At 49.9% G+C, this 25,630-nt stretch carries 28 protein-coding genes and 1 pseudogene; 12 read left to right on the top strand and 17 right to left on the bottom strand.

Annotated elements, in window-relative coordinates:
* Positions 1 to 65 precede the first annotated feature (65 nt).
* Positions 66 to 953 (top strand): aromatic amino acid DMT transporter YddG, encoded by an 888-nt coding sequence (yddG, locus tag K5Y30_RS19295; RefSeq protein WP_222183464.1) that lies wholly within the window; start codon positions 66 to 68, stop codon positions 951 to 953.
* A gap of 158 nt (positions 954 to 1,111) precedes the next feature.
* Here the strand turns inward: yddG and K5Y30_RS19290 are convergent, their stop codons facing one another.
* Both K5Y30_RS19290 and K5Y30_RS19285 read right to left on the bottom strand, forming a co-directional pair.
* Positions 1,112 to 2,314: an FAD-dependent oxidoreductase gene (locus K5Y30_RS19290; protein ID WP_222212918.1), complete on the bottom strand. Its 1,203-nt coding sequence runs from the start codon at positions 2,312 to 2,314 to the stop codon at positions 1,112 to 1,114.
* Positions 2,315 to 2,368: 54 nt separating this feature from the next.
* Positions 2,369 to 3,304: an AraC family transcriptional regulator gene (locus K5Y30_RS19285; protein ID WP_222212915.1), complete on the bottom strand. Its 936-nt coding sequence runs from the start codon at positions 3,302 to 3,304 to the stop codon at positions 2,369 to 2,371.
* A gap of 111 nt (positions 3,305 to 3,415) precedes the next feature.
* On the opposite strand from K5Y30_RS19285, the gene K5Y30_RS19280 reads away from it, so the two are divergent.
* Positions 3,416 to 4,249 carry an oxidoreductase gene (locus K5Y30_RS19280; RefSeq protein ID WP_222212913.1) on the top strand — a complete coding sequence of 278 codons (834 nt, stop codon included), beginning with the start codon at positions 3,416 to 3,418 and terminating at the stop codon, positions 4,247 to 4,249.
* Positions 4,250 to 4,351: 102 nt separating this feature from the next.
* On the opposite strand, the gene K5Y30_RS19275 is transcribed toward K5Y30_RS19280, so the two are convergent.
* Positions 4,352 to 4,678 carry a DNA-binding transcriptional regulator gene (locus K5Y30_RS19275; protein ID WP_101761582.1) on the bottom strand — a complete coding sequence of 109 codons (327 nt, stop codon included), beginning with the start codon at positions 4,676 to 4,678 and terminating at the stop codon, positions 4,352 to 4,354.
* Complete coding sequence (locus tag K5Y30_RS19270; RefSeq protein WP_222183472.1) at positions 4,671 to 5,054, bottom strand: type II toxin-antitoxin system RelE/ParE family toxin; 384 nt, start codon at positions 5,052 to 5,054, stop codon at positions 4,671 to 4,673. Before K5Y30_RS19270 ends, K5Y30_RS19275 begins: the two co-directional genes overlap by 8 nt.
* 274 nt (positions 5,055 to 5,328) lie before the next feature.
* Here K5Y30_RS19270 and ycgZ point away from each other — a divergent pair, with 274 nt between their 5' ends.
* Together ycgZ and K5Y30_RS19260 are read left to right on the top strand one after the other, a co-directional pair.
* Positions 5,329 to 5,580 (top strand): regulatory protein YcgZ, encoded by a 252-nt coding sequence (ycgZ, locus tag K5Y30_RS19265; protein WP_110866812.1) that lies wholly within the window; start codon positions 5,329 to 5,331, stop codon positions 5,578 to 5,580.
* Between the two features lie 117 nt (positions 5,581 to 5,697).
* The gene (locus tag K5Y30_RS19260) at positions 5,698 to 5,988 is read left to right on the top strand and encodes a hypothetical protein (protein WP_101761585.1); all 291 of its coding nucleotides are present in this window, start codon (positions 5,698 to 5,700) and stop codon (positions 5,986 to 5,988) included.
* 199 nt (positions 5,989 to 6,187) lie between these two features.
* Here the strand turns inward: K5Y30_RS19260 and K5Y30_RS19255 are convergent, their stop codons facing one another.
* From K5Y30_RS19255 to K5Y30_RS19240, 4 genes are all read right to left on the bottom strand, one after another.
* On the bottom strand, positions 6,188 to 6,538 hold the full coding sequence (locus K5Y30_RS19255; RefSeq protein ID WP_210080402.1) for a DUF3147 family protein: 351 nt from the start codon (positions 6,536 to 6,538) through the stop codon (positions 6,188 to 6,190).
* Positions 6,539 to 6,564: 26 nt separating this feature from the next.
* The gene (locus tag K5Y30_RS19250; protein ID WP_192413134.1) at positions 6,565 to 7,428 is read right to left on the bottom strand and encodes a substrate-binding domain-containing protein; all 864 of its coding nucleotides are present in this window, start codon (positions 7,426 to 7,428) and stop codon (positions 6,565 to 6,567) included.
* Positions 7,429 to 7,550: 122 nt separating this feature from the next.
* On the bottom strand, positions 7,551 to 8,192 hold the full coding sequence (locus K5Y30_RS19245) for a LysE family translocator (protein WP_101761587.1): 642 nt from the start codon (positions 8,190 to 8,192) through the stop codon (positions 7,551 to 7,553).
* Between the two features lie 225 nt (positions 8,193 to 8,417).
* Positions 8,418 to 8,771, bottom strand: coding sequence for a DUF1428 domain-containing protein (locus K5Y30_RS19240; protein ID WP_222212911.1), 354 nt, complete (start codon positions 8,769 to 8,771; stop codon positions 8,418 to 8,420).
* 178 nt (positions 8,772 to 8,949) lie between these two features.
* Between K5Y30_RS19240 and K5Y30_RS19235 the strand changes: the two genes are divergently transcribed.
* Positions 8,950 to 9,636, top strand: a complete 687-nt coding sequence (locus K5Y30_RS19235) for a hypothetical protein (RefSeq protein WP_192235577.1) — start codon at positions 8,950 to 8,952, stop codon at positions 9,634 to 9,636.
* A 38-nt stretch (positions 9,637 to 9,674) separates the two neighbouring features.
* Here the strand turns inward: K5Y30_RS19235 and K5Y30_RS19230 are convergent, their stop codons facing one another.
* The 6 genes from K5Y30_RS19230 to K5Y30_RS19205 form a co-directional block, all read right to left on the bottom strand.
* Positions 9,675 to 11,108: a 6-phospho-beta-glucosidase gene (locus K5Y30_RS19230; protein WP_222212909.1), complete on the bottom strand. Its 1,434-nt coding sequence runs from the start codon at positions 11,106 to 11,108 to the stop codon at positions 9,675 to 9,677.
* Between the two features lie 18 nt (positions 11,109 to 11,126).
* Entirely contained in the window at positions 11,127 to 12,635 is a 1,509-nt protein-coding gene (locus K5Y30_RS19225) for a PTS transporter subunit EIIC (RefSeq protein WP_222212907.1), read from the bottom strand.
* Positions 12,636 to 12,752: 117 nt separating this feature from the next.
* A complete protein-coding gene (locus tag K5Y30_RS19220; protein WP_222212905.1) occupies positions 12,753 to 13,511 on the bottom strand; it encodes a MurR/RpiR family transcriptional regulator in 759 nt (252 codons plus the stop codon).
* Between the two features lie 158 nt (positions 13,512 to 13,669).
* Positions 13,670 to 14,152, bottom strand: a complete 483-nt coding sequence (locus K5Y30_RS19215; protein ID WP_222212904.1) for a glutathione peroxidase — start codon at positions 14,150 to 14,152, stop codon at positions 13,670 to 13,672.
* A gap of 105 nt (positions 14,153 to 14,257) precedes the next feature.
* Positions 14,258 to 15,439 (bottom strand): MFS transporter, encoded by a 1,182-nt coding sequence (locus K5Y30_RS19210; RefSeq protein WP_222212902.1) that lies wholly within the window; start codon positions 15,437 to 15,439, stop codon positions 14,258 to 14,260.
* 156 nt (positions 15,440 to 15,595) lie between these two features.
* Positions 15,596 to 16,732: an alpha/beta hydrolase gene (locus tag K5Y30_RS19205; protein WP_222183488.1), complete on the bottom strand. Its 1,137-nt coding sequence runs from the start codon at positions 16,730 to 16,732 to the stop codon at positions 15,596 to 15,598.
* Positions 16,733 to 16,905: 173 nt separating this feature from the next.
* Between K5Y30_RS19205 and K5Y30_RS19200 the strand changes: the two genes are divergently transcribed.
* From K5Y30_RS19200 to K5Y30_RS19190, 3 genes are all read left to right on the top strand, one after another.
* The gene (locus K5Y30_RS19200) at positions 16,906 to 17,790 is read left to right on the top strand and encodes a LysR family transcriptional regulator (RefSeq protein ID WP_222213050.1); all 885 of its coding nucleotides are present in this window, start codon (positions 16,906 to 16,908) and stop codon (positions 17,788 to 17,790) included.
* Between the two features lie 305 nt (positions 17,791 to 18,095).
* On the top strand, positions 18,096 to 19,271 hold the full coding sequence (locus tag K5Y30_RS19195) for a glycosyltransferase family 4 protein (protein WP_222212900.1): 1,176 nt from the start codon (positions 18,096 to 18,098) through the stop codon (positions 19,269 to 19,271).
* A gap of 210 nt (positions 19,272 to 19,481) precedes the next feature.
* Positions 19,482 to 20,387, top strand: coding sequence for an alpha/beta fold hydrolase (locus K5Y30_RS19190; RefSeq protein WP_222212897.1), 906 nt, complete (start codon positions 19,482 to 19,484; stop codon positions 20,385 to 20,387).
* A gap of 45 nt (positions 20,388 to 20,432) precedes the next feature.
* On the opposite strand, the gene K5Y30_RS19185 is transcribed toward K5Y30_RS19190, so the two are convergent.
* The gene (locus K5Y30_RS19185) at positions 20,433 to 21,635 is read right to left on the bottom strand and encodes an MFS transporter (protein ID WP_222212895.1); all 1,203 of its coding nucleotides are present in this window, start codon (positions 21,633 to 21,635) and stop codon (positions 20,433 to 20,435) included.
* A gap of 66 nt (positions 21,636 to 21,701) precedes the next feature.
* Here K5Y30_RS19185 and K5Y30_RS19180 point away from each other — a divergent pair, with 66 nt between their 5' ends.
* The gene (locus tag K5Y30_RS19180; RefSeq protein WP_222212893.1) at positions 21,702 to 22,724 is read left to right on the top strand and encodes an AraC family transcriptional regulator; all 1,023 of its coding nucleotides are present in this window, start codon (positions 21,702 to 21,704) and stop codon (positions 22,722 to 22,724) included.
* Between the two features lie 241 nt (positions 22,725 to 22,965).
* Positions 22,966 to 23,406 (top strand): GNAT family N-acetyltransferase, encoded by a 441-nt coding sequence (locus K5Y30_RS19175; RefSeq protein WP_222212892.1) that lies wholly within the window; start codon positions 22,966 to 22,968, stop codon positions 23,404 to 23,406.
* Between the two features lie 133 nt (positions 23,407 to 23,539).
* Here K5Y30_RS19175 and K5Y30_RS19170 read toward each other — a convergent pair whose 3' ends face one another.
* Entirely contained in the window at positions 23,540 to 23,914 is a 375-nt protein-coding gene (locus K5Y30_RS19170) for a VOC family protein (RefSeq protein WP_222212890.1), read from the bottom strand.
* 353 nt (positions 23,915 to 24,267) lie between these two features.
* On the opposite strand from K5Y30_RS19170, the pseudogene K5Y30_RS19165 reads away from it, so the two are divergent.
* Positions 24,268 to 24,615, top strand: a pseudogene (locus K5Y30_RS19165) (cupin domain-containing protein).
* Positions 24,616 to 24,904: 289 nt separating this feature from the next.
* Entirely contained in the window at positions 24,905 to 25,120 is a 216-nt protein-coding gene (locus K5Y30_RS19160; protein WP_008102115.1) for a YdgH/BhsA/McbA-like domain containing protein, read from the top strand.
* Positions 25,121 to 25,225: 105 nt separating this feature from the next.
* Here K5Y30_RS19160 and K5Y30_RS19155 read toward each other — a convergent pair whose 3' ends face one another.
* Positions 25,226 to 25,582 carry a DUF4440 domain-containing protein gene (locus K5Y30_RS19155; RefSeq protein ID WP_222212888.1) on the bottom strand — a complete coding sequence of 119 codons (357 nt, stop codon included), beginning with the start codon at positions 25,580 to 25,582 and terminating at the stop codon, positions 25,226 to 25,228.
* Between the last annotated feature and the right edge of the window lie 48 nt (positions 25,583 to 25,630).

Genomic DNA, 25,630 nt, shown 5'->3' with positions numbered 1-25,630 from the left:
CAAATACAAAGCACGTTTGATTTGATAGGATTTTGGCCCGAATTTGCGAAATAAGGTGGCGGGTCATGCCCCAAAAGAAGGCGACGCTGATTGGCTTGCTGGCCATTCTGCTGTGGAGCGCGATTGTAGGACTGATTAAAAATGTCAGCGAAGGATTCGGCCCGGTGGGCGGCGCGGCGCTTATCTATAGCGCCAGCGCTATTTTGCTGATTTTCACCGTAGGCTTGCCAAAGCTGCGCGCTTTCCCGCGCAGTTATTTGATTATCGGCAGCGTGCTGTTCGTCTGTTATGAACTCTGCCTGTCACTCTCATTAGGCTTTACCCACAGCGGTCGCCAGGCGATTGAAGTTGGCATGGTCAATTATCTGTGGCCAAGTTTGACCATTGTTTTCGCGGTGATAGTCAATCGACAAAAAACCCATCCGCTGATTGTTCCGGGTTTGTTGCTGGCGGTTGCCGGCATTTGTCGCGTGTTGGGCGGCGACCAAGGTTTTTCATTCAGCGAAATCACCCATAACGTGATGGATAATCCGTTGAGTTACGGCCTGGCGTTGAGCGGCGCGGTTATCTGGGCGGTGTACTGTGTGGTAACCAAAAAAATTGCTGACGGCAACAATGGGATAACGCTGTTCTTTATCCTGACTGCGCTGACGCTGTGGCTGAAGTTTTTGCTCTCGCCGCAGCCGCCGTTTATGCTATCCGCTGAGGTTTGCATCAGTCTGGCGCTTGCTGCGATGGCGATGGGCTTTGGCTATGCCGCATGGAATGTCGGCATTTTGCATGGCAACGTGACCCTTTTGGCCGCCGCGTCCTACTTCATTCCGATCATCTCTTCGATTCTCGCCGCCTTTATTCTGCGCTCGCATTTGACCGTCGCCTTCTGGCAAGGCACCGCGATGGTCAGCCTGGGATCGCTGATGTGCTGGTGGTCAACGCGGGTGCAGCAAGCATAATGCTTATCCTTAGAACAAAATTAACTCGTTGATCCTTTCCTGCACAGATGGCGATCTGTTGCTATTATAGCGACGCAACACACAGCAATGCGTTGCTACGAGAATTTTAGATTGGTAACCTTTACCTGGCCCGCGCTTAGCGGGCTTTTTTTTGCCGGTTATAAATAACGCGGCTTTTCGGTGCGGAAGCCGAGGCCAATCAAGCGGCCAAACAGATGGCGCAGGAACGGAAAGCGGCTGATGATCTGCGGCACTTTACTTGGTGTGCTGCGTTTGCGCTTGTTGCTGCTCATTTTGATTTGCAGGAATTGGGTGGCGACGGTTGGGAACTGGCGGCGCTGCTGCACTTTTTGCAGATCGTGCAAGGCTACATTGCCATGCTGCAGCGGTTTGGTCAGCATATTGGCTGCGGCCACCGCATCCTGAATCGCCAGGTTAACCCCCACGCCGCCAATCGGCGACATCGCATGCGCAGCATCGCCGATACAAAGTACGCCAGGTTTCATCCAGCGATCGAGTCGGTCAATGCGAATCGACAACAGCTTCAGTTTGTCCCAACCATCGACCTCCGCCATGCGCTCTGCACTGAACGGAGCCACCTGAGCCATGGTGCTTTTCAGCGCATCCAATCCCGCCAGTTTTAACTCGTCTAACTGATTTTTCTGAATGGTGTAGCCGCACTGCCAGTAATCACCGCGATCAATGACGATAAAGTTTTGCTTCGGACCTTTATGACCCATGCCGAGTTGCGGATCGTCGGGATGTTTCTCAAGCCGAAACCACAATACATCGCGTGGCGCACCAAAGCTTTTTCCGGTTAATCCGGCTTTGGCTTTGACCTGCGAATTGCGGCCATCCGCACCTACCACTAAAGCGGTGCGTATGATGTGACACTCGTTACCCTGTAACGTTTTTACGCCACTGATTACGCCATTTTCATAAATAAAGTCATTAAATTCGGTGGATTGCAGCAGGGTAAACCCCGGAAATTCGGCGGCTTTTTTAGCGAGAAAATTGAGGAAATCCCACTGCGGCATAAAGGCGATAAAGCGGCACTCAACCGGTAGACGTGAGAAATCGGCCATGGTGATCTCTTCACCCGCCACTTCCGCCTGCAGCTTCTCCGCGCGCTGGTGCGGCAAGGTGAGCAGCTCATCGAGCAATCCCAGCTGGCGCATGATCTCCAGCGTTGAGGGATGAATGGTGTCGCCACGAAAATCGCGCAGGAAGTCGGGGTGTTTTTCAATAACCACGGCGCGTAAGCCCGCGCGCGCCAGTAAATAGCCCAGCATTAATCCCGCCGGGCCGCCGCCAACGATACAACAATCCGCGCTTATCGCGTTTTCCTGTGCTACCTGCATCCTCTGCCTCACGCCAAAAATGATAATCGTTATCATTTATAGCATAACCTTGCGCTAATGTGATGAAACGAACGTCGAGGCCTGATGCGCCGGCGGCACGGCAAAGTTACGCTGCATGCGTTTGATCTCCTCGGCCGGCGGTAAACCGAACAGGCGTTTGAACTCACGATTAAACTGCGAGGCGCTTTCATAGCCCACCACATGACAGGCCGCAGCCGCCGTCATCTCCTGACGCACCATCAACATGCGCGCCTGATGCAATCGCACCGACTTCACATACTGCATCGGCGGCTGATTGGTGATGCTTTTAAAATGGGTGTGAAAAGTGGGCACGCTCATGCCCGCCAGCGACGCGAGTTGTCCCAGCGTTAGCGGCTGCGCATAGTGCGCGTGAATGTGGCTCAGCGCTTTGCCCACTTTGCCAAATTGCCCTTGCAAGGTTAGCGCCGCTCGCAGCGCGCTGCCCTGCGCACCGGTCAGCACGCGATAATAGAGTTCACGCACCAGCGCTGGGCCGAGCATCCTCGCATCCAGCGGATGATTTAGCGTTGTGAGAAAACGCAACACCGTCTCGCGCAACGTCTGGTCCATTGGGCTCGACATCATGCTCTGCGCCGCCTGGCTCTCAAGGGCCACATCTTGCTGCTCCAGCTGCAACAGCAATTCCGTCGCCACGCTGAAATCGAGATGCAGGTAAATCGCCAGCAGCGGATGTTCCGCCGATGCCGCGGTTTCCATGGTAAAAGGCACCGGCACCGCAACCGCCAGATAGTGCTGCTCATCGTAGAGATAAACCTGATCGCCAAAGAAGCCGCGTTTCGATCCCTGACAAACAATCACGATGCCCGGATCGTACAGCACCGGCGTACGCGCCAGCGGCCGATCGGAACGCAGGATGCGCACGTCCGGCAGCGCGGTGAGGTTGTAACCTTCATGCGGCGCTAACGTTTTAAGCAGTTTTACGGTTTGCTGCTGGAGCGTTTCTTTCATCGGATAACATCACATTCATAATATTAGGCAAGGATTAAACAAGATAAGGCCTTATGGCCGTTTCAGCGCCAGAATATTATGCATCCTCTACTTTTTGAGGAGAAACCGCAAATGTCCAACGTTAAAACATTATTCATCACTGGTGTCAGCAGCGGATTTGGCCGCGCGCTGGCACAGGTTGCGTTAAATCGTGGCTATCGCGTAGTCGGTACGGTGCGCAATGCTACGGCAAAAGCCGAGTTTGAAAATTTGCATGCGGAAAATGCCTTCGCCTATGAATTGGATGTCACCCATTTCGCCGCCATTGAGGCGTTAATTGCCGATGTTGAAACCCAGCTTGGCCCGATTGATGTGCTGGTGAATAACGCCGGTTACGGCCATGAAGGCGTGATGGAGGAATCACCGCTGGACGAGATGCGCCGCCAGTTTGACGTCAACGTGTTTGGCGCGGTGGCGATGATTAAAGCGCTGCTGCCCTTTATGCGCCAGCGCCGTCAGGGCCACATTATTAATATCACCTCGATGGGCGGTTTTATCACCATGCCCGGCATCAGCTATTACTGCGGCAGCAAGTTTGCGCTGGAAGGGATTTCAGAAACCCTGAGCAAAGAGCTGGCGCCGTTCAATATCCATGTGACCGCCGTCGCACCCGGATCGTTTCGCACCGATTGGGCCGGGCGTTCGATGGTGCGCAGCGCACGCAGCATCGCCGATTATGATGCGCTGTTCGACCCGATTCGGCAGGCGCGTGAGGAGAAGAGTGGCAAACAGTTGGGCGATCCGCATAAAGCCGCCAGCGCGATGCTCAATGTGATCGAAAGCAGCAATCCACCGGCGCATCTGTTGCTGGGCAGCGATGCTTTGGCATTAGTACGTCAAAAGATGGAATCATTTAGCGCGGAGATTGATCGCTGGGAAGCGCTGACGCTATCGACGGATGGCTGATGGAATAATTGCGGTGATATTCAGGTGCGCATGAATGCGCACCCTATAAAATCTCGCCACGCTGACATTCATGGCGACCGATTTACCCTCAACTGACAGGCATTATTGCAGCACTTCCAACCCCTTTCGCTCGATAAGATTGAGCAATCGCAGTGCTGCTCCGTTAGGTTTTTTCTCTTCTCGTTCCCACTTCACTACCGTCCCCACTGACATGCCGACGTAGGCGGCCAGCATCGCCTGGCTCAGATTATAACGTTGACGTAACTGATTTATTTCATCTCCCGACATCATGTGCAGGACAGGTAGCGAAGCGCGCAATTCACGCAATCTCACACGAGAATCAATTTTTTCTTTTAGCTCATCGGTGACCACGCCAATTTCATTAAAATCCTTGGCGATCTCTTGTAAATCTTTCAGATGATTAACCATCACATTTTACCTCACGCATCTTGCCAGTCTTGATGGCTACTTTTGCTTGTTCTGATGTCATTTCAAATAGTTGTTTGGCCACTTCCTTGTAGAGAGCGAGATCAGATTCAGATATCTCTCGACCACTACTTTTGAATGCGGATTTAGCATAGCCGTTGACGAAAAAAAGATGTTTTTCAGTTTTAAAGGCTACAACCGCCCGGGCCCCGCCACTTTTTCCAACAACTAAAGGAATGCGCTTCTTGTAAACTCCCCCGCCGAAACTGGCTTCATAAATCCCTGCCATGACTTCCAGCGCCGCTTTGCATAATTTTGCACTATCGATAGCGTCACCTTTGGTGTTTCTATCGAATGGCTTTAAGACATAAATTGCCATGTGTTCCCTCCGTTCTTAATGAGGACTCTCCTTGTCCTGGCATGAAAACCTATTGTACTAAGTGCAATACATATACTCAAGAACAGCCTTCATCACTAAGCATTGTATGAAATACACTCAGCCTCCCTGACCTGTTCCTTAAGTGATTGTTAACAATAAATTAGCACTTTTGGCCAAATGACTAGGCAACTGATTCGCCATATTCCTGTACATATTAATTAAACTTGTATAAGTTTGATGGCTAAAGTTATACGTCAACCTTGAGGATGGAACCATGCGTCAGGATCGTAACTTTTCCACAGCGTCGGAAGCAATTGCACGCTACTTCAAAGAAGCCTCTTTGCCTTCGCAGCAGGAAACGCTGGGGCAGATTGTGGTTGAAATCTTACGTTCAGGACGGACGTTAAGCCGTAAAACACTATGCACCAAGCTGCTGTGCCGTATGGAGCAAGCACGCGGTACTGAAGCGGAAATTCACTATCAGCAATTAATCGGCCTGATGTTTTCCGTAGAACGAGAAGCCTAAATCAGGCGCCGCTGGCCTGAGAATTAACCAAGTGGTTTCCGCCTCATTCAGCTACTGGTTAGACTGAATCCACTTCGTTATTTGCCGCAGGTCTGCCGCGGTAATCAGAGAGAATATATGTACAGAAGTGATGAAGAACGGCTCACCGACATCATCATGGGCGATGCGATTTTACAGTTGCTGAAAAAATCCGGCCCGGTTTCTACTCGCGCGCTGCTTGATAAATTGCGCGTGATGGCTTCGATTGAACGCGATCCGCCGCGCCAGCAAGCGCTGAGCCGTGCGATGTCGGAAGTGATGAATCATATCGAAACCCCGCAGCAGAGCGGAATAGCGATCAAAAACACCGATAACGTGACGCATATTTTCCGCAATCGTGACGGTTCAGGTAATGGAACCAAGCACTAAACGTTGGGCGAATGCTGGTTGATCCGCGTTCGCCCTTTTGTTTTTCAATGTAAACACATCACGCTTGTTTTCTTCGCGCACCACACTGGACCGGAAGGATCGCCTTTCGCCGAGAGCGGCCTGTTGACTCAGCTTATTCCTGAAATGCAGATGGATGCATTGCAAGATCGGATATTGGTGAAGCGTTATCCTAATAAACTTACACCAACTCAATACCAAAACGCTTGAGCAGCGTGGCCCAAAGCAGAAATAGCAAGATGGTGAGCACGCAACTCGCGAACAACGTCGGCCAGAATCCGAGGCGTTGATAGAGAAATGGAAAGGCGACAAACATCGGCAAGGTCGGCACCACATACCAGAAGGTGTACCACGCGTGACTGGCAATTTTGGCCTGACTTTGGCCTTCCAGCTTCATCCAGATCAGCACCAGCACCGTCACCAAAGGCAGTGCGGCAATCAGCCCGCCAAGGCGATCGCTACGCTTAGCCACTTCAGATATCAGGACTACCATGCCAGCGGTTATGGCGTATTTGGCGATGAGCCAGAGCATCCGATTATCCTTCCTGCTTCAGGCGATTAATGCCGAATCGCACATCCGCACTGCGACATTTCGCCCGGCACATGTTTGCCGTGATGTGAATGGCGCACCTGCATTTCGCCCTGCTGCCAGGCGTTACTGGTATCGGCACGGTTTTCCAGTAAACGATTCAGCGCTTCGGCCACCAGCAAATCCCGTCGCTGCGCCCAACTGGTGAGATGCCAGGTTGACGCGCGCGCCTCATCGACATCATCAAAACCCACCACCGCAACATGTGCGCCTTGCGCGAAGTCGCGCACCGCTTGTAACGCGCCGAACGCCAGCACATCACTTTCGCAAAACAGCGCATTGATGCGCTCGGCAGCGCGCGTTTTCTTCAAGTACGCCATCATTGCCTGATAAGCCAGTTCGCGATCGTTGCCACCGGCAGAGAGCTCGATATTCAGTTCTTTCTGTTCAGCTTGCAGGCTAGCGACAAAACCGTCCATCTGTCGCGCGGGCGCGCTATTTTCCTGACTGTGCATAAAGCCGAAACGTTGATGACCTTGCGACAGCAGCAGCAGTCCCATCTCTTCGCCTGCGTCATAACCATCCGCAATCACAACGTTAGCATCCGCGCTGGCGCTGTGGCTGAGATGAACCGTTGCCGTCTGCGGCAGAATCTCGGCCGACACACTCAATTCATCGCTAAACAGCGAAGTCAGAAAAACCAAGCCGCCGACAGGAAGTTGCGCCGCATTACGCAGCGCGCTTTGAAAACTTTCGCGGGAATTCGCATTCAGCAGCAGCGTAATAAAACCACGCTCATTCAACTGGCGTGTGACTTCATTAAGCAGCTTTACGGTGTTGGGATTGATGAACTCATCGCTGACAATGCCGACGATATTAGAATTAACGGCCATGAAATGACTCTCCTGCAACTTAGCGTGCGGTAATTATTTGTAGGTAACAAAGTTAAGCATTCCACGTTACCCGAATAATCCGCGAGCGCCAATCGCTGGCCGTTGTTCCTAAGATGAATTTGTTAACGACGCGTCAGCGCCAGGCGCACGCCTAAACCGATAAAGGTGATGCCCACCACACGATCAAGCAATTTCTGCAACATCACATTGCGCGACACCGCGCTAGCCGCGCTGCCAGCAACCAGAGCAAATATCACGTCAGTCATTAAACCCACAACCGCATACGTCAGGCCGAGCAACAGAAACGAGCTGGCATGATGATCGCCATCAACTACCACGAATTGTGGAAAGAAGGAGATGAAAAACAGCAATACTTTTGGATTGGTAATCGATGTAATAAAACCGCGAATTAATAAGCTGCGCGTATTAGAGCGTGGAATTTCAGCCTGCGGTGTTTTCTCTTCTTCACGGCTAAAAAAAGTTCCCCACACCATTTTACTGCCCAGATAAATTAAATACGCCGCACCGATATATTTAATCACCGTAAATAACAGTGGCGAAGCGGTAATTAGCGCCGTCAAACCGACGGCGCTGGCAATGGCATGCGTGCAACTTCCTAGCGCTACGCCACTCGCTGATATCACACCGCTACGTCGTCCATTCGCTACGCTTTGTCCTACGACATAAGCTAAATCCGGTCCCGGTGTAATACACAGCAGAAATACGGATGCGAGGAAAAGCGGAAAGTGCGTGATATCCAGCATAGTGACTCCTTGTGAAAGGTGAATAATTCCAGCGCCTATCGTAGCGGCGCAATTAATTGCACACAATAGAAGTAAGAGACACACAATGATTAAAAAAATAGCGCAATAAATCGCGTAAGGCCGATCAATTTAGTACCGCATCAAATCACCGTACATTTTGTAGCGGCGCGAATTACCGCGCAATAAATTGCGCCGCTACGGTTCACTGCAGTTGCAAATACTCAACTACGCCTCCAGCAAAATCGCGAATCCACCATAGATCATACGATTACCATCGAACGGCATATTCTCGCCCATCTCTTTCATACGCGGATCGGACATCATTTTGGCATTGGCGGCGTCACGTACTTCCTGCGATGGGTATTCGATCCAGCTGAACACCACCGTTTCGCCCTCTTCAGCTTTTACCGCGCGATAAAAATCGGTCTGCGCGCCTTCGGGAACATCGTCTGCCCAGCACTCGACAACACGCGTGGCGCCAAACTCTTCAAACAGCGGTGCGGCTTTAGCCGCCATGGCACGATAATCCTCCTTATTAGCCTCCGGCACCGCTACAACAAAACCATCTACATACGACATAGCTCGTTACTCCGTCGTCATTTGCGCGGTCAGTAATAACCGCGCATTAATTGTATAAATGATGTGCAAGCTGAGCCGAAACAGAGATGAAAATTTGCGCGCTTACTCGCAGATTCTGCGCGCGCCAGACGATTTACGTTACACTGACGCCTTTGATCGTTACGTCACCGAGAAATCTATGCGCATCACCATTGAACCGGCCGATCAGCCGTTTATTCACCGTTTGTTGGGTGAAGAGATTGAGAGTATTGACACTGCATCCACCGATGCCACGCTATTACAGCAGGCGCTGCACAGCGCACGACAGCAGAAGAATCACGAAGCCGACCTCGACTGGCGCCGCAACGCGCTGTTTCTGCTACTTTTTGTATTTTTATATGCCGCACTCGGCGCGTCGTTAACGCTGGACCTCACGCCGCAGGCATCGAGCCATAAAAGCCTCGCTTATGCGCTGGAAGCGGTGCCGGTACTGATTGCTTTTTCTGGTTTATTCGTCTCGCTGCTGTACGTATTTCTGACTCGCAGCGGCGCTCGACGCTTGCGTAACTGGGAACAGGGAATATTTGTGCTGGAGAAATACAGCGGCGCGAATTTCAGTCGGCAAATTAATGAAATGGGATCACGCACCACGAATTATTCGCAATCGGCAATTAACGTTGCGCTAGCGCTGTTTATTTGTGTGACCTGGGTGGTGATGTATAACTATTTCACGTTCACCACCAGCGGCGTGATTGGCAGCGTGATTTCACTGTTCATCACCACCATGACCTACGTGATTCTGGATATTCAGCTGCTGAAATCTAATTCATCCATCGCTATTGATGAACCGCTGATTCCAGTTGAAGACGAAAAAGAGAAGCCATAAGGATCTCAATGTGCGACATCCCTGTCGCACATATTTCGCTAGAGTTCTTTGCCGTTGCTGGCGATGACCCGACGATACCAGTCAAAACTCTTCTTCTTTGAGCGAGAAAAATCTCCGCTACCATCGTCATTTTTATTTACGTAAATAAAGCCATAGCGCTTGCTGTATTGCCCGGTCGTGAAAGATACGCAGTCAATACATCCCCAAGGGGTATATCCCATAAGATCGACGCCATCTTCGGTTACGGCTTTCTTCATCTGTTCAATATGCGCACGCAGATAATCGATGCGGTATTCATCATTGATCTCGCCGTTTTCATCGATTTTGTCGATGGCGCCAAAACCGTTTTCCACCACGAAAAGCTGCTTTTCGTAACGCTCGTAGAGAATATTCAGGACATAACGCAGGCCAACCGGATCGATCTGCCAGCCCCAATCGGAGGCTTTAACGTGCGGATTCGGTACGCTGCCCTCGAAGCCTGAAAGCGCCGTTCCGCTGCCGGCATTTTCTTTACTGACCGCATTACTCATGTAATAGCTCAGCCCGATATAATCGGCACAGCCTTCCCGCAGAATCTGCGCATCATCGGCTTCCATTGCAATATGGTATCCCTTGCGTTGCCATTCATTGAGAATATAAGCCGGATAATGACCGCGCATATGAACGTCACTGAACAGGAATCGCTCCCTCATTGCTTCCTGTGCATACATCACATCATCCGGATGACAGGAAAACGGATACAGCGGCACCATAGCAATCATGCAGCCAATTTGTAGTGCAGGATTAATTTCATGTCCCAATTTCACCACTTGAGCACTTGCCACAAATTGATGGTGCAGAACCTGATACATGCACTCTTCAGGATTAGGTTCGTGGGTGAAAATAACGCCCGAGCAGCAATAACCAAACAGCGGGGTTTTCCAGTTGCGCTGATTATTAATTTCGTTAAACGTCATCCAGTATTTTACTTTTTGCTGGAAACGATTAATGACCACCGAGCTGAAGCGGACAAAGAAGTCCAAAACTTTTCTGTTTTTCCAGCCGCCATATTCGGTGACCAGGAAATTGGGCATTTCAAAATGGGAGAGCGTAATAACGGGTTCAATACCGTATTTCAACAGCTCATCAAATAATGCATCGTAAAAATGCAGCCCCTCTTCGTTCGGCTCGACTTCATCGCCGCGCGGAAAAATACGCGACCATGCGATCGATGTACGGAAGCAGCGGAAGCCCATTTCGGCCAGCAGCGCGACATCCTCAGGATAGCGATGGTAAAAGTCTGATGCCTCGTGATTGGCATAAAAGCAGTCATCCTGAATGCCGGAAGTGATGACGCGATCAACACCGTGCGCCCCGCTGGTCAGGACATCGACAATGCTCGGCCCTTTGCCGCCTTTATCCCAGGCTCCTTCGACCTGATGAGCCGCAACAGCGCCGCCCCACATGAAATTTTCTGGAAATGACTTATTCATAATCTGTATCTCAATTTATCAGAGGGTGCCAGGCTGTGGCACAGAGCGAACGTCAGGTTGGCTCTCTTCTTTGAATCCCGCGACCCAGGAGAAAACCATGCCCAATATGAAGGCGACGAATATGGATGCCAGGAAGCCGAGGAACTGCGTCATGTGCCCCTCTTTAAAGAACACCGGCAGGACGGCAATGCCTGGAATGCAGTAACTCCATGAAACCGCGTTGAAAGCCCCGGCGATCATGCCGCCGGCAGCGCCCGCCAGACAGCCACAAATCATTGGTAGTTTAAGACGCAGTGCCACACCGTAAATGGCGGGTTCAGTGATGCCGAACAGCGCCGTTACACCCGCCGAGAGCGCCATACGTTTAAGCTCGGCGTCTTTCGCCTTCAGGTATACGCCCAGCACCGCGCCCGCCATACCAAATACCGCGGAGGCTTGCAGTCCGGTAAAAGTGTCGTAGCCCAGGGTGGCATAGTTACCGACGGTCACTGGCGTGATGCCCCAATGCACGCCCAAGGTAACCAGTGGCATCCACAAGGCACCGACCACAAATCCGGCAATGGTGGGGCTGAGATGATAAAGGGTGTTGTAAACGCCTCCGATGGCGCCGCCAATCATATTGCCGATCGGACCGAATGCCAGAAGCGTGAGCGGAACCATGATGGCGAGGCAGAACATCGGCGTGAATAGGTTGCGTATCACCAACGGAAGCATGCGCTCAAAGAAACGCTGAACATACGACATGCCCCACACCATCAAAATAATGGGGATCACCGACGAGGTGTAACTCAAATACTCTACCGGCAGCCCCATAAAGGTCAGCGGCGCGGCATCAAGCGGAATGCCAGCAATCCCCACCATCACCTTTGAAATTTCAGGATTTTCAACCGCGCTCTTCATCAAAGCTTGTACGGCCGGATCGGCTGAGTTGGCGGTAAGAATTTTGTTGGCCGTCAACATATTCAGATAATCCGGCGACACCAGCGCGCAGGCAGAGATAACCGCCGTGAACGGATTGACGTTGAATTTTTTGGCGGCGGTAAACGCAACCATCACGGGCAGGAAGGTAAAGCCGGTCCACGATACGAAGTTAAGGATGCGATAAGTGCCGCTTGCCGGATCCATTAGATCGATGGCGGTCAGCAGCGAAATGATGCCCTGCAGCACACCGCAGGCTGCCAGCGGATAGAGAAAAGGCGCAAAGATACTGGAGATGATATCCATAATGCGGCTAACAATACCGACGTTAGGCGGCGTTACCGCTGCACTTTCGTCGATAGTGAGTAGATTCTGCACTTCGCGGTAAGCGTCACCGACGTGATTACCAATCACCACCTGCATCTGGCCGCTGGCCAGCATCGCGGTAATAACACCTTTTACCCGCTTTAAGGTTTCAACCTCGACCAGAGAATAATCTTTCAGCACAAATCTCAGACGCGTAGCGCAATGCGTGACACTTATCACATTATTATCGCTACCTATCAGTCTTACGATCTCTTTCGCAGAATCCGCATAATCTATTGCCATGGTTTTCTTCCATTGCCAGAGGGAATTCAGCCCGTCAGGAGCGGACTAATTCCGGCAATGTTAGAAAATCATCCCGGCAATGTCACGAGGTCACAATATGTTATAACGGGTCGCTAATTACAAAAATGTCACACCGCGTGACATTTCACTGATATTATTCACCACCAGCTTTCTGCCTATCGATTCAAGAATAAAAATGACCGGAACCTGAGTGGTAATATCGTATTCGCTTTCAATCAAAATGCGAGAAACATGGTAAGGAACAATAAAGTCAGAAAGTTTTGCCAGTGTTGAATCCGGGTTGCAGGTAATAGAAATCACTTTGCACTTGTGAATAACAAACTGCCTGGCAAGCTTCAATATTTCGGGAGTTTCGCCAGAGACAGAAAGCACGATAGCCACTGAACTCTGCACCATATCGGTACTCACCGGATAATAGGGATCATCAATGTGATTACTGAACTTGCCTACATTAGAGAAGAAACGCGCACCATACCTGCCAAGCGTGCCAGAGCTGCCTGCGCCAGCAAAGAACACCCGTTCGGCATCACGAATGTATTGAGCCGCCTGATTGATCATCTCATCAAATTCATCGTTTCTGATGCTTTTAAAAAAGGTCAATATTTCCTCAGCGCCATGAGGAATCAATAATGTGCTATTTTTATTCAGGTGCAACTTCATACTCGCTTTGAGTTCTGAGTAACCTTTGAAATCCATTTTTTTACAGAATCTCAGAACAGTCGCGGTAGACACGCCAGAATTATCAGCAAGCTCTCTGATCGTCATATAAATAACGGCATTGATATTTTTGATAATGTAATTGTGCACGCTGCTTTCGAGGGCATTTAGGGTCGATAGTTTTCTGGCGTTAAACATGTATTTAAACATCCTGATGACTCAGTTATGACGCTTATCATGTCACAAACCGTGACATACGAGGGATGTTTAACGAGGAAACAGGCGCAGCGAACAAAAAGAAATTCTGTTAATTGTGATAGCTCGCACAATTTGGATCAAGCATGGCGGAATGCATATTAGTTTTCCAGCGCAGCAAGGATCGTCGCTTCCATTTTTTCTGGTTTGGTGATCGGTGCAAATCGCTTGAGCGGTTTGCCGTCGCGTCCGATCAGAAACTTAGTGAAGTTCCATTTAATCCGCCCGCCCAACACACCGGGTAATTCGGCTTTCAGGTAGCGAAATACGGGGTGCGTTGCGGCGCCGTTAACCTCGACTTTCTCGAACATCGGGAAGCTCACACCGTAGTTGATGAGGCAGGTCTGCGCGATATCATCGGCACCGCCGGGTTCCTGCTTGCCAAACTGATTACAGGGGAAACCCAATATTATCAGCCCCTTGTCGCCGTAATTCTTGTAAAGCGCTTCAAGGCCTGCATATTGTGGTGTGAATCCACAATGGCTGGCGGTATTCACTACCAGAACCAGCTTACCGGCGTAATCGGCCATAGCGATGGGCTGGCCACGCAGGCTGATGGCATTGAGTTGATGAAAGGTGGTCATGTATAAATCCTCAGAGCAGAATCAGTTCGGCGTTAAAGACGGTGCTTTCGTCTGTTACAGGATAGCCGCCTCTGCTCCTTATTCTATGATTAAACCGCCTGCGATTCATGTTTGACGTGATGTGTGAAACGTCATTACTACCGCACTAAGAAGTAATAAAGCACTCAAGCCGAAAGCACTTTCCCAACCTAAACTGTCGAAAATCAAACCCCCAACGGTTGAACCCAGCGCAATGGAGAGTTGGATGACAGCAACCATCAGACCACCACCTGCCTCTGCATCTTCGGGAAGCGTCCGCGCGAGCCATGTCCACCATCCGGTTGGCGCGGCTGTCGCAAGCATTCCCCACAGACTCAGCAAAACGGCAACAATCCACATGCTGTGGCCAAATAAAAGTAACGTACCGGCAATCGCTGACATAAGCAGTGGTATCAAGATTAATGTCGGATAAAACCTTGAGTTCAGGAAGGTCGAAACAATCGTTGTGCCGATAAAACCTGCTGCGCCTATAGCAAGCAAAATCCAGGACAGGCCTGGCGCGCTCACTTTGGTCACGTTCTCCAGAAACGGTCGCACGTAGGTAAATAAGGCAAATTGTCCCATAAAGAAGAGTCCGCAAGCCAGCAGCCCCGTTGATACGATAGAGACTCTGAACAGACGAAGCATCGATCCCTGTGGCTTGCGCTCATTATCGCTTTCCATCGAAGGCAGGCTGAGGCATTGCCAGATGAACGCCACTATCGCAAGCGGTACGAGACATAAAAAGGCGCCCCGCCATCCGACAGTCGCCCCGAGGTAGCTACCCAGCGGTGCCGCCACAACGGTGGCCAGCGCGTTCCCGCCGTTAAAAATCGCCAGCGCGCGGGGAACATGATGCTGAGGCACCAAACGAATGGCTGTAGCCGCCGACATTGACCAGAATCCACCAATGACGATCCCAATCAGCGCCCTCCCCAGCATATAAACCGGATAACTGGCCGCCAGCGCGACAATGATTCCAGATACCGCCATTAAAATCGTCAGTTCCAGCAGAAGATATTTACGATTCAGATCCCCGGTAATGCGGGAGATTGTCAGGCTGGTAATGACCGCCAGCGCGCCAGAAATGGCTATTCCCTGTCCTGCCAGCCCTTCCGTGACGTGCAAGTCGCGGGCAATAGGGGTTAGCAGACTAACCGGCATAAATTCAGAAGCGATCAACACAAAAACGCAGAGCGTCATGGCAAATACGCCGCCCCAATACGACTGGGTTTTATAGTAAGAGGGTTTAATATTTACTGTGGACATTATCAACTTCTCTTAAATCGATCCGACCTGCTTCAGGCGAAGCAGGGAGATGCGCTTTTCAGGAAATAACATCATCATTTCACTGGGTCACATCAGGCAAGTTAATGCCACCCGTGAAATAAGGGTGGCATGGTAAATGCAAATTATTTCAGAAAGTTACCTTAAATTTGATTTGAAAAATTGTTCAAATTTAGCAAACGGAATCTTTCCTGCAACGTTGTCATATAAGTCCACATGGTTTGCCCCAGGAATAATCACCAGCTCTTTCTCGTTACTCCCGATCGCTTTAAAAGCGTCTTCAGCAAAATAACGTGAATGGGCTTTTTCACCGGTCACCACAAGCGCAGGGATGGTGATTTCATTTGCATAACTCAGCAGCGGCATATTCATAAATGACAGTGGCATAGTTGCATTCCATGCGCCGGTTGAATTGATCGAACGCGCATGGAAACCACGCGGCATGCGGTAATAATCAAAGAATTCCTTCAAGACGGGATTCGGATTAGCGGGTAACGTTTCCGGCAGAATACGCTCAGAAGCGCTGACTTTCCCTTTTTCGTCAACATAGATGTCGTGACCACCGGGCGCGGAAGTGCCGTTTTCCGCATCCTTCCAGCGCTGCGCGTTCAGATACTGCAGCACAGCACGACGATTGGCGGTGGTGTAACGGTCTTTGCCATCGCCCACGCCATGGCCCATTGCGCGGCTCATGTCATACATCACGCTGGTTGCCACGGCTTTAACCCGTGTATCCATAGCGGCGTCGTTTAAGGCCATGCCGCCCAGGCCGCAAATACCGAGCAGCCCGATACGGTTGCGGTCCACCTCTTTTTGCAGACCTAAGAAATCTATTGCCGCGCTGAAATCCTCGGTATTGATATCCGGAGACGCCACATTACGTGGGTAGCCGCCACTTTCGCCCGTATATGAAGGGTCAAATGCGAGGGTGACAAATCCCTGTTCAGCTAAAGTTTGCGCGTACAGGCCGCTGGATTGTTCTTTGACTGCACCGAAAGGCCCGCTGATGGCAACGGCTGCCAGCTTGCGCTCGCCGCGATCCTTTGGAAGATAGAGATCCCCAACTAAGGTGATCCCATAACGGTTCTTAAAGGTAACCTTACGGTGATCAACTTTGGTACTTTCAGGAAAGGTTTTATCCCACTTTTTGACCAGCGAAATGGGTGCATTCGGATTGGTGGTATCAGCATAACTCATCGTTGAAACTCCACTTAATGATGCGCATAGCAGCATTGCAGGTAACACCGCTGTCAATTTTTTAGTGAAAACAGTCATTAAAATCCCCCAGAAAAAACATCAAAGAGTCAGGTTTCATACCGACAACACTGCTGTGCTTTATTGCAATGCGCACAGTTTAGCCAGCAGCTGGTGTTCTGATTAGAGGGGAATTTTTGCTAGGATTAATATCTAATTGTTATAAATAGCGATGCAGTCACGAGGGTGGAATGATGGCAAAACGGGAAAATTACAACGATCTCTACTTGTTCATGCTGGTGGTGCGCGAGGGAAGTTTTACCGCCGCAGCGCAACGCCTTGGACTGGCACAATCAGGTATCAGTCGTTCAGTACGTGAACTTGAAGAAAGGCTGGGCGTTCAACTCATTGTTCGTACTACGCGCAGGTTATCGCTCACTCATGCTGGTGAGCAGCTCTATCAAACCGTTGAGTCAGGATTCGATGCTTTAGATATGGGACTCGCCACGCTGGCCCATTATCGCCAGACGCCATCCGGTACGGTGCGCATCAATGCCAGCCAGCACGCGATAGATAAAGTACTCCTGCCGAAACTTGCGGTATTCAAACAACGCTACCCGGATATCAGGCTGGAACTCATCAGCGAAAGCCGGTTTGTGAATATTATTGCGGAGAGATTCGATGCGGGTATACGTCTGGGGCCGGAAGTTGGCAGCGGCATGATCGCTATACGCATTTCGCCCGACATGGAGATGGCTGTTGTCGGTACGCCAGAACACTTTCGTCGCTACGGTTTCCCGCAGACCCCCGCAGAATTGGCCGTTCATCCCTGCATCGCTTATCAGTTTGGCGATGGCAGCCTTTATGCCTGGGAACTTCATCAGGATGGCAAAAAAATCACCCATCGACCGCAAGGCCAATGGGTTTTTGCTGACAGCTATATGGAAGCTAAAGCCGCCACTCTGGGGCTCGGGCTGGCTTATGTCCCGGAAGAATTGGTTAGTGAGGATCTGGAACAAGGGAAGCTGATCAGGGTGCTGCAACGTCACAGCCAACGTCTGGAAGCTTCATTTCTCTATTATCCGCATCGCAATGTGTCACCCGCTTTGCGCGCGGTTATTGATACATTGAGAATTTAAGCGATAAAAAGGCTTATTACTTCATTTAGCATTGGTACTTTCTCTCCCGAAGTTTTCCGGAAAGCCATAAAAGACCTACAAATATACGCATTTTGCATGCCTGCCCGTGCATAATTAGACATGTCGGGAAGCGGTTGCAAAAGGCAGATTTTGCGCTGGTATTAACAGCCTGGGTAACCATGACGCATTCAGGTCTTATCTGGAAAACCATAACCTCATATTAAGCCAAACACTTTTTATCCTCGTAATTACAAGGATACTTAAATTTATCCTGTTATTTTTTGCACTCGCCAGCAGGGGGAAGAATGAAAATTATCGTGGGTGGTAACGGCTACCCGGAAAAGAGAAACATCATTACAGACCCTTCACATCGCTATCTTGATTACCGGCCCAGAAACATCTGGACCTGGATTAACGTCATAAGGCAGCGCTTATTTCATAAAAATAAACTTTTTATTTTCCGCCCACTGCCGCTGATGTCTTCAGTAGATGCAGACATTATACACCTTTTTAACGAAGTTTCTTCGGGGCCAGGCGACTGGGTAGCGACCTTTGAAACCGAACTGCCCCGTGTTCTTCCCGTTGAGGGAATACCCAAATTTGCCAACCCCGAGCTGGCGCGGGAACTCCGGTACGTCTGCTCTCCGCGCTGCAAAGGTATCATCGCTATCTCAGAAGCCACACGTCAGATCCAACTGCGGCTGCTGGAACATTTCCCCAGGGAGCAGGCTATCATCGGGCCCAAACTGCACGTACTGCATCCCCCGCAGCCGGTACTGCAGGAAAAAAATGCTCTGGTTGAAAGAGGTCCGCTGAATTTTACCTTCGTGGGCAAGGAGTTCTATCGCAAAGGAGGGGCAGAAGTTGTGCTAGCCTTTAGCCAGTTATTAAGGGAAAACCTGATAAGTGTGAACGAAGTACGCGTAAATCTGGTTGGTGATCCTGGCAAAACGCATAACGTGGCTCACCAGGCGTTCCAGGATGATGACGCATTTAGAAGAAGCGTGGAGGACACACTTCGTGAATGCCCTCTATTCCAGCACCATACGTCGCTGACCAACGACGCGGTACTGGCGTTGATTAAGACCTCTGATGTCGGGCTGCTGCCCACATGGCAGGAGACATACGGCTTTTCCGTTCTGGAAATGCAGGCCTGCGGCTGCCCGGTAATAACGACGAATGTCAGAGCCTTGCCTGAAATCAATCCGGAAAATGCCGGCTGGCTGATTCGCTGCCCCCTGAATCCGATGTTGGAGCTGACGGTGGCATCAGTAAGTGACAAAACCTCTCTGAGAAGTGCCATCATATCTCAGCTTAAAACCTATATATTGCAAATTATTAGCGATAGAAAAATCGTATCAGAGCGCGCTAAAAATTCATTAGCGCGAATATGTCTGGAACACGATCCAAAATTATTCAGAAAGCGACTCAATACGATATATATGGGTTTTGAGACCGATAAAAATAAAACGTTTTTCTAATCGGAAGCAGTCCATATTGCTTATGGCGGGTGAATTGTTCACTTTTATTCAACTCAAAATACTACCAGTTACCCACATTTTTGACACGAAACTGTAACCGGAACATTAAAAAAACTTTGTATCCACCCCTTAATAATTTTACCTTTTATGACATACTCTTATGTCAGCCAAACCCGGTTTATCAGGGCTAAAATATAAAGGACTAAATTCATGCCTAGCGCAAATACACGTGCCACGCTCGGAGGGGCGCTTCTATTGATGTCCGTTTTAGTTTCAGCGTCAGAAATTCAGCCGATACCTGCAGTGCATTCGAACTCGCAACGCATCTCTGTAGAGACGCAAGGCTCAGGACCGGATGTCATATTGATTCCGGGGCTGGCGTCGTCTCGCGAAGTTTGGACTGATTTAGCAGCAACTTTACGTAAAAGCCACCGAGTTCATCTTGTTGAACTTGCTGGCTTTGCAAGCACACCTGCCCTTTCGAATCCAGATGGCAAGGTCATCGCTCCGGCAGTTGACGCCATCGCTGATTACATTCAAACCCAGCACATTGAAGCACCGGCGATCATTGGCCATTCTCTTGGTGGTGAGATTGCCCTGATGATGGGGGTCCGTCATCCCGACCAGGTCAGTCGTTTGATGATCGTCGATGCCTTGCCATTCTATACGTTGATGATTGATCCTGCGGCGACCACCGAGAGTGCTGCACGGCATGCCACAGCGACGCGGGATTGGCTACTAGGACAGTCGCCGCAGCAATTCAAAGAGTTTCAGAAAACATCCATCATCCGTTTAGTGAAGACTGAGGCGGTGAGACCAGCTTTGGTGACTGCGGGACTCAATTCTGATCGCAAAACAGTTTCGGATGCCGTGTATGAACTGATGATTACCGATCTGCGCCCCGAACTCGCCCGCATCAAGGCGCCGATGGAGATCGTGTACGCGTATGACGCTTTATTCGGCGTTCCTGCAGCCAGCGTGGATACCATGTACCGTCAAGCCTATGCATCTGCATCCGATATCCATTTCACGCGAATCGATGACAGCTTTCACTTTGTCATGCTTGATCAGCCAGAACGGTTTTCCCGCGCGGTAACGTCATTCTTAAATCAATAAAGGATGTAGCTGGCCTTCATTTGACGCGTTGTTGTAGGGAAATATTCAGGTCAGCGTGTCCCTCACCTTTAATCCAATAACAAACGTTGCAAAAAACATTATGCAACCCGCGGTAATGAAAACACCGGTTACGCCGCTGATACCAAAGAGTAAACCTCCCAACGCAGCACCCGCAGCAATTGAGGACTGAACGGCTGCGACTACCATGCCGCCAGCAGTTTCAGCCTGATCGGGAACGGAACGCGCTACCCAGTTTGACCACGCAACGGGTACGCCACCAAATGCCATTCCCCACAACGCGACGAACAACATCAATCCTGTTTCCTCAAGTGGCAGCAAAATCATGCTTAATGCAGCTAAACCAACAAGCGCGGGCATCAGTATCAAGGTAAGACGCAGGCTTTTCTCCATCAGCCACCCGGCCAGCAGCGTACCGATAAAATTAGCGACGCCAAATCCAAGCAGAATTAAAGACAAACGATCCACATCAAGTTGAACGATATTTTCAAGAGCCGGACGAATATAGGTAAACAGCGCATACTGACCCGTATGGGCAATAACACATCCCGTCATTCCCATCGCAATGCCTGGGCGGCGGAGTAAATCCATTACAGATGCCGTTATCATCATTTTACGCGGAGCCATCCCGGGAAGGGTAAACAGCTGGAAGAGCAGTGTCAGCCCGCCTACTGCGGTTGCAGCGATAAAAGCACTACGCCAGCCATAAAGCCCACCTAAATAGCTTCCCAGCGGGATCGAAACCACGGTACCGACAGCAATACCGCTAAAAATAATGGAGAGAGCACGCGGAACGCTTTTAGCAGGTACCAGCCGCATAGCGACGGCAGCAGCCATACTCCAGAAGCCTCCCAGCGCGATGCCCAGCAAAATACGCATGACTAATAGAACAGCCAGACTGGAGGAGAGTGCGACAAGCAGGTTGGAGGCGATCATCAACACGGTGAAACCCAGCAAAACAGTTCGGCGATCATAATTACGCGTCAGGCGGGGAACCATCAGACCCGCAAACAGGGCCACCACAGCCGTTACCGTCACAGCCTGACCAGCAAGCGCTTCGGTCACACCGAGATCGGCGGCCATGGGTGTCAACAGGCTGGCTGGAAGATATTCCGCAGTCAGCAAGCCAAACACGCCCATCGTCAGTGAAATTACGGCCATCCATGCGGATTCTTTGGGTTCCGAACTGTTCAAACTAACGGATACAGCTTCAGTTGCTTCATTTCTCATAACACACTCTTTTTTTTGGAGAAAAAATGATAACTCCAAGTCTAGAGTTGAGCTGCTGGACGATCTATGATGGTACATCCTGATTTTTTACCCGAAACTCCGATTATGCATGTGAATAACCATTTTGCCCTGTCATCCGAACTCATCAGCGAATTGCTGCTGGAGATGCGCCTGCGTGGCGTGCAGTATCGTCGTTTACAGACGGGTTCTGAGTTTGGCGTCGGTTTTAACAACAGGCCGGGCCACGCCTATTTTCATTACATCGCCGTGGGTACTGCTCTGCTTCGCACAAGCGATGGTACGTTGCACGAACTGAAAGCCGGAAGCATGGTATTCATGCCGCAGGGTGAAGAGCATCAGCTTTTATCGGATGTCAGCTGTTCATTTCAACATATCGACACGTTCGGCACTGCTCCTTTAGGCGAGGCCGTCAGCGGAATTGATACTTGCCCGAGTTCGCACCCGACACCCAGCACGGTCCTGTTTTATGGTTGTATGGAGTTCGATCTCGGTGGAATGCAGGGCCTTGGTAAACTAATGCCGCACGCGATAGTGGTTGAGGCAAATGAACAGATTTATCCGGGGCTGGTTCCCATTATGGGCGCGATGAAAGCTGAAATCTGTTCTGGACGCGCTGGCTTCGCGGGCATTCTGGCACGCCTCGCAGAAGTCGCGGCTGCCATGATTGTGCGTGGATGGATCGAAAACAGCAGCGAGAACGCCGCAGGCCTGATCGCTGCGTTACGTGATCCACGACTTGCCCGGGCTATTCTTTCCATTCATCGCGATACGAGTCGCGAGTGGTCTGTGGCTGAGCTTGCGGCCCAGTCGCATGTGTCGCGTTCTGTTTTTGCTGAACGCTTCAAATCAATCATCGGCATACCTCCTCTGCGCTATGTAAGGGAAGTACGAATGCGCATTGCAGGTCACTGGATTATGCACGATAAGATCTCAATCGATACCGTTGCTCTGCGCCTCGGTTATGCCTCACAGGCAGCGTTTAGTAGGGCTTTTAAGCGCATCAATGGCTATTCGCCGGGCGCTATGCGTCAGCGACCAGAGAGAGGCTTTAATGCTGTAAATGAGTGAATGTCATTTTTATCATATGCTGGGTTAACTTTAGGGGGCCGTTCTCTACATTAAAAACTGAGCGGTTCAATAAGTGTGTTGCATCCATCGGTTGAACTCACATCACAAAGCGGCCAAACCCGAGGAAAACGACGTCTGCTGTGAGCGAAAAGCTGACATAATTAGCCGCCTTAAATTTTATATTCCGTTGACTTTTTTACATTATTATCAAAATTATTTCGTCATACATTGAGTAAGACTAATGAGTATCTACATAAGAACAGCTCGACTTTCTAATATCGAGGGTATGTTCGACGTCAGAACATCGGTAATCGATAACCACCTGAGCCGTGAAGAGATGCGGCAGATGGGTATTACCGAAAGCGTCCTAGGCGATATGGTTGAAAAAAGTCTTTCCGCATGGGTTGCGACAGAAAATAATAAAATCATTGGCTTCTCCATAATATTTCCGGATGAAGGCTGTCTGTTTGCGGCCTTTGTTCTGCCTGAATATGAAGGCAAAGGAATAGGTCGCAGGCTTGTTATGCTCGCCGAGCAGGAGTTATTCCAACATCATGAAATTGCCTGGTTAGAAACCGATAAGAATAGTCGCTCGGCGAAATTTTATATGCATCTAGGTTGGGGTAATGAAACAGATCTCAATGGCACTGACATCAAATTAGAGAAATCTCGTGACGTTTAATTCACAGAATTTTCATCGATTTCCGCTCATGGCACTAAGCGGACAACTAATTTGAACACCGTCCGCTGTGAGCGACGAGCAGACCGTCAGGTTTGCCGCAAGACGGCCAGTGAACTTGCAATAATAATTTAAATTATACCCATGCCTTATTTTGGATAACCACTCTGTATCCATCTGGGTCAACAAATGTCCTTCCGTTGATATCCCAGTAAGGATTAAATGAATTCGTCATGTTGAATCCGGCTTCTATCATCCTTGCACAGGCATCTATCCACGAATTTTCATCTGAATAATAAAGAACGAGTAAATCCTCCTCAGTTTGCAAAGGTTGAATGGGATGACTAAGGCAAAAGGTGAATTCAATGTGCCAGTCTAAGCCCTTCCGCCCTAACATCAGTCCATTGAAACCGTCATGATCATTGAATTCAGCTATTTTGTGTAAATCCAGTCCCTGACTGTACATCAGAAAAGATCGTTCAAGATTGGAGACGGGTTTGGCAATACGCATATGAGTAAACAATTGGATGTTCTCCGCTGAAGCTTTTTTCTTGAGCGTTAAAATTCAGCTCAAGTTTACACATGATCATATTTTCAATTTATCCAGGAGAGCTTACAAAATGTCGTTATTGACGCGAAGCGACCTGTGCGCTGCACGGTCTGCAATGAGCGAAGGACGGACGTTACGGTCCTGCCTGGACACTGCTATACCATTTCATTCATGACGGCCAGATAAGTTGAATGATGCAGTTCCGGACTTAAAGGAATTAACAAAAAGCATAACCTATTGTGAAGCTAAAGAATTTCTCGGTATAACCTCCTTAAGGTATAGAGAGACGCACACAGGTATAGAGGAGAAGGATAATGATTTCAAAGGATAATGCAGAGCATTATGTCTGGGGCGACGATTGCGACGGTTGGTATCTGTTAAACCGCCCGGACATGCTGGTTAATCATGAACAAATGCCGCCGGCCACTTTTGGAAAAAGACACTTTCACTCCGTTTCAAGGCAGTTTTTCTTTGTTATTACTGGCATTCTTTCCATGGAGTTGGAAGGTGAAATTCATAATATTAAGGCTCTGTAGGGCCTGGAAATCCCACCGGGTTCAAAGCATCAAGCCAAAAATGACACTGGGTCTCCCGTAGAGTTTATTGTAATTTCGCATCCGACAACACGAGGGGATCGTTCTGACCTTCCTTCACCCTACTGACAGCTCGCGAGTATTTGCCAGTCCGCTACTGGCACGAAGCGGTTATCTGACAGACCTGAAGGTCCACTGTGAGCGAATAGCGGACGTCAAAATGATAGCTACAGGGATGTTCTCCACATCAAACATAATAACCCAGCGCCGAACCCATCATCGAGTAAACCTATTGCCGTAATAGTTAGCATAATCACAATATCGGCACTTATTGTTAATTTACTAATAGTAACCTTGGTTATCATTATCTCATCGAAAGCAAACTTGCTTTCAACCATAAAAACCAAGGATAAAGACCATGAAAACCATCAAAGCTATGTCTATCGCCGCCGTTGCCGCTCTTTCACTCATGTCAGCCGCCAGCTTCGCGCAGAGCGTTACCGCAACGTCCCTGACTATGGACGGTGCCGAGGCCAAAATCGCCGCGCAAGCCCAGCAGCAGGGCGCGCAGTACAAAATCATTGAGGCCAGCAACGGCAACGTCGTTCACATGACCGCTGAGCTGTACAAATAACGGATGGTCGCAAAAGGAAGTGCCAGGAAAGGTCGCCCACGGGCGGCCTTTTTTGTATCTGAACCGTTATAGAGGCAAATTGAACAGAACTTCTCAGCAGCGAACCTAAGCAGTGCCTTTAGCTGGCGTTCCCTGGTGAAAAACCAAAGTCCAGTGTCCTTTATCCGAAAACAGCCAGCAGGAAGAACGCAATGCAGGACGACTGCCGTCTGCATAAGACGTCCGGTAGTGAAGCATGGCGCAGCCTCCCCCCATTTCGGTGAGCCGGAAATGACTGCTGATAATAGGCGATGCAGTTTTCTCGTTTAATAGCGACGTAATCGTCTCTGAACGATTAACCATCACGCCTGAACGTGTGATTTCCAGAAATGCAGGGTGGAGAAGCCGCTCAAGCCACTCCCGATCTTTTCGCCTGTCATCGTGAAGGCTGCATTCCAGCAACCTGAGCTTTTCCAGAAGCATTCTGCTTGTCCTCAAGTGATCCTACCGGATGATCTCTTCTAACATAAA

Origin of the sequence: Pantoea sp. DY-5, from assembly GCF_019795955.1 — a bacterium.
GTDB classification, from domain to species: domain Bacteria; phylum Pseudomonadota; class Gammaproteobacteria; order Enterobacterales; family Enterobacteriaceae; genus Pantoea; species Pantoea leporis.
Note: the sequence above shows the minus strand (reverse complement) of the source record. Positions and strands in the feature narration are given on the sequence as shown.